3 protein-coding genes are annotated in these 2802 nt (G+C 42.0%); all 3 read right to left on the bottom strand.

The window, feature by feature from the left end; genetic code table 11:
* The coding region (locus K6G87_RS12090; protein WP_296837565.1) for an ATP-binding cassette domain-containing protein at positions 1 to 665 on the bottom strand (665 nt) is incomplete at its 3' end.
* Positions 655 to 1785, bottom strand: a complete 1131-nt coding sequence (locus K6G87_RS12085) for an ABC transporter ATP-binding protein (protein ID WP_074756401.1) — start codon at positions 1783 to 1785, stop codon at positions 655 to 657. The genes K6G87_RS12085 and K6G87_RS12090, both read right to left, overlap by 11 nt.
* Before the next feature lie 7 nt (positions 1786 to 1792).
* Positions 1793 to 2802, bottom strand: a 1010-nt coding sequence (locus K6G87_RS12080) for an ABC transporter permease (RefSeq protein WP_296837560.1), incomplete at its 5' end; no start/stop codon positions are given.

The raw sequence follows: 2802 nt of genomic DNA, 5'->3' as shown, positions 1-2802 counted from the left end.
TACTTAACCATGGAAAGGTCATGGGCTATGAACAGATATGCTGTTCCAAGCTCTTCCTGAATATCCTTCATAAGGTTTACAACCTGGGCCTGAATAGATACGTCAAGAGCTGAGATACACTCATCAGCAATAACAAGCTTTGGATTTAAGATAAGAGCCCTTGCAATACCAACTCTTTGTCTCTGACCGCCTGAGAACTGGTGCGGATAACGGTCCGCATGCTCTTTGGCAAGACCTACCTTTTGAAGGATTGCTTCTACCTTCTGATCTCTCTCAGCTTTGTTTTTACATACATGATGAATATCAAGAGCTTCTCCAATGATGTCATTGATCTTCTTTCTCGGATTAAGAGATGCCATGGGATCCTGGAAGATCATCTGCATCTGAACACGGAGGCTTTCTTTGGTATGCCTGTTCATCTTGCCGGAGATATCCATTCCGCAGAAGCTTATCTTACCTTCTGTTGGATCATAAAGTCTTATGATACTTCTTCCTATTGTAGACTTACCTGAACCGGACTCACCAACAAGTCCGTAAGTCTCTCCAGGATATACCTTAAAGCTTACATTCTCAACAGCCTTAACTGTATATGTAGAGCTTACAGGAAAATACTGTCTAAGTCCCTCTACTTCAAGAAGAGGCGCTGCATTATAATTAGCTGACATTTGCCTCGGCCTCCTTTTTCATTCTTTCAATCCTTGCCTTAAGTTCCGGCGGCATCTCAACCTTTGGAGCTCTCTCATCAAGAAGCCATGTAGCTGCAGAATGTGTCTCTGTTATCTTGAACATAGGCGGCTCAAGCTTATCATCGATCTCAAGTGCATAGGCATTTCTTGGTGCAAAGGCATCACCCTCTTTTTCATGAAGAAGATTTGGAGGTGAACCAGGAATTGTATATAGTCTGTCATCATCTGTGCCAAGGTCAGGCATAGCTGATAAAAGGCCCCATGTATAAGGATGTCTTGGATCATAGAAGATCTCATTGATATTGCCGACTTCTACGATCTTACCTGCATACATAACGTTTACATAATCAGCAACCTTAGCTACTACGCCAAGGTCATGTGTGATATATATAACTGCAATATCTCTTTCCTTCTGAACCTTCTTGATAAGCTCAAGTATCTTGGCCTGAATGTTAACATCAAGAGCTGTAGTTGGCTCGTCGCAGATAAGAAGATCCGGATTACAGGAAAGAGCTATAGCAATAACAACCCTCTGTCTCATACCACCGGAGAGCTGATGCGGATACTGCTTCATTCTCTTTTCAGCATCTTCTATACCAACTTCTTTTAAAAGCTCAACTGATCTTTTAAAGGCATCCTTCTTGTCGATCTTGTAGTGCCAGAGCATTCCTTCCATGATCTGCTTACCAATTGTCATGGTAGGATCAAGACTTGTCATAGGATCCTGGAATACCATAGCGATCCTTCGGCCATTGATATGCTTTCTGATCCACTTTTTATCCATCTTGAGGATATCAGCTTCTTTCCACTGAGCTGTCTCATCGTTGTCCGGATTGTAGTCGATACCGCCCTTATTATCACGGTATCTGTAAATGATCTGGCCAGAATTAACTACTGCGTTCTTAGCAAGAATTCCCATTGCAGCGCGCATGGTTACTGACTTACCTGAGCCAGACTCACCAACAATGGCAACAGTCTCACCCTGGAACAGATCTATATTCACACCACGGATAGCATGTACATCTCCGGCGGTTGTCTTAAAGGTGATGTCAAGGTCTTTGACATCAAGTATTTTTTCTCGTTTCTTTTCTTCACTCATGTCGTAGTTACATCTCCTTTAACTTAGGATCAAGTGCTTCTCTGAGTCCGTCAGCCACCAGGTTGAAGCTAAGCATCAGAAGTGCCATAACAACAATAGGTGGGATGATCTGATAAGGATGAGTTGTAAAACTGTTGAATCCTTCTGAGATAAGTGATCCCAGTGAACATCTTGGTACAGGAATTCCAAGTCCAACGAAGGACAGGAATGCCTCTGTGAAAATAGCTGTTGGAATAGAGAACATAACCTGTGTGATTATAGGTCCGATTATATTAGGAAGAACCTCACTAAAGATTATGTGAAGGTTACTTGCTCCAAGGGTTCTTGATGCAAGTACGAACTCCTGCTCCTTGAGCTTAAGCATCTCAGCTCTGGCGATTCGGCTCATACCAACCCATTCAGTCAGCATCAAGGCTACGATAATCGTGATCATACCCGGCTTAAATACCAAAAGAAGAAGTGTTACGATTACCAGCCTTGGAATACCATTGGCTATCTCAAGTATTCTCTGCATCACCATATCCACTTTGCCGCCAAAGTATCCTGAGATAAGACCATAACTCATTCCAATGATCATATCGATGATCGCAGCTGCTACTGCGATTATGAGTGAAACCTGAGCACCGGACCATGTCCTTGTCCAGATATCTCTTCCAAAATTGTCACTTCCAAACCAGTAGAAGGTATCCGGAAGCTTTTTTTCAAAGTAATAATTTACTGTCTTGGTTCCTGTTGTAGTCTTGATATTCTCATGTCCGTCAAAAAAGCCTGTATACTCAATAACAGGTATTCTTGGTGCAAGGTTTTTGAGTTCAAGATTCTGTCCTGAGTATGTGTACTCATTCATGACAGGTCCGACAAATGCAAAGAATGTAATTACAAGTACAAAGATAAGTCCAAATACAGCACTCTTTTTACGTCTGAATCTTGCTACAACTTCTTTCCAGAAATTCTGGGATGCAAAGTTTGTATCCACAAAATCATCTGCTGTTTTTCCCTTTAATTTGAAATCCGCTG

The sequence above is a fragment of the Butyrivibrio sp. genome, assembly GCF_024699075.1.
This window is presented reverse-complemented; position numbering and strand designations above follow the sequence as displayed.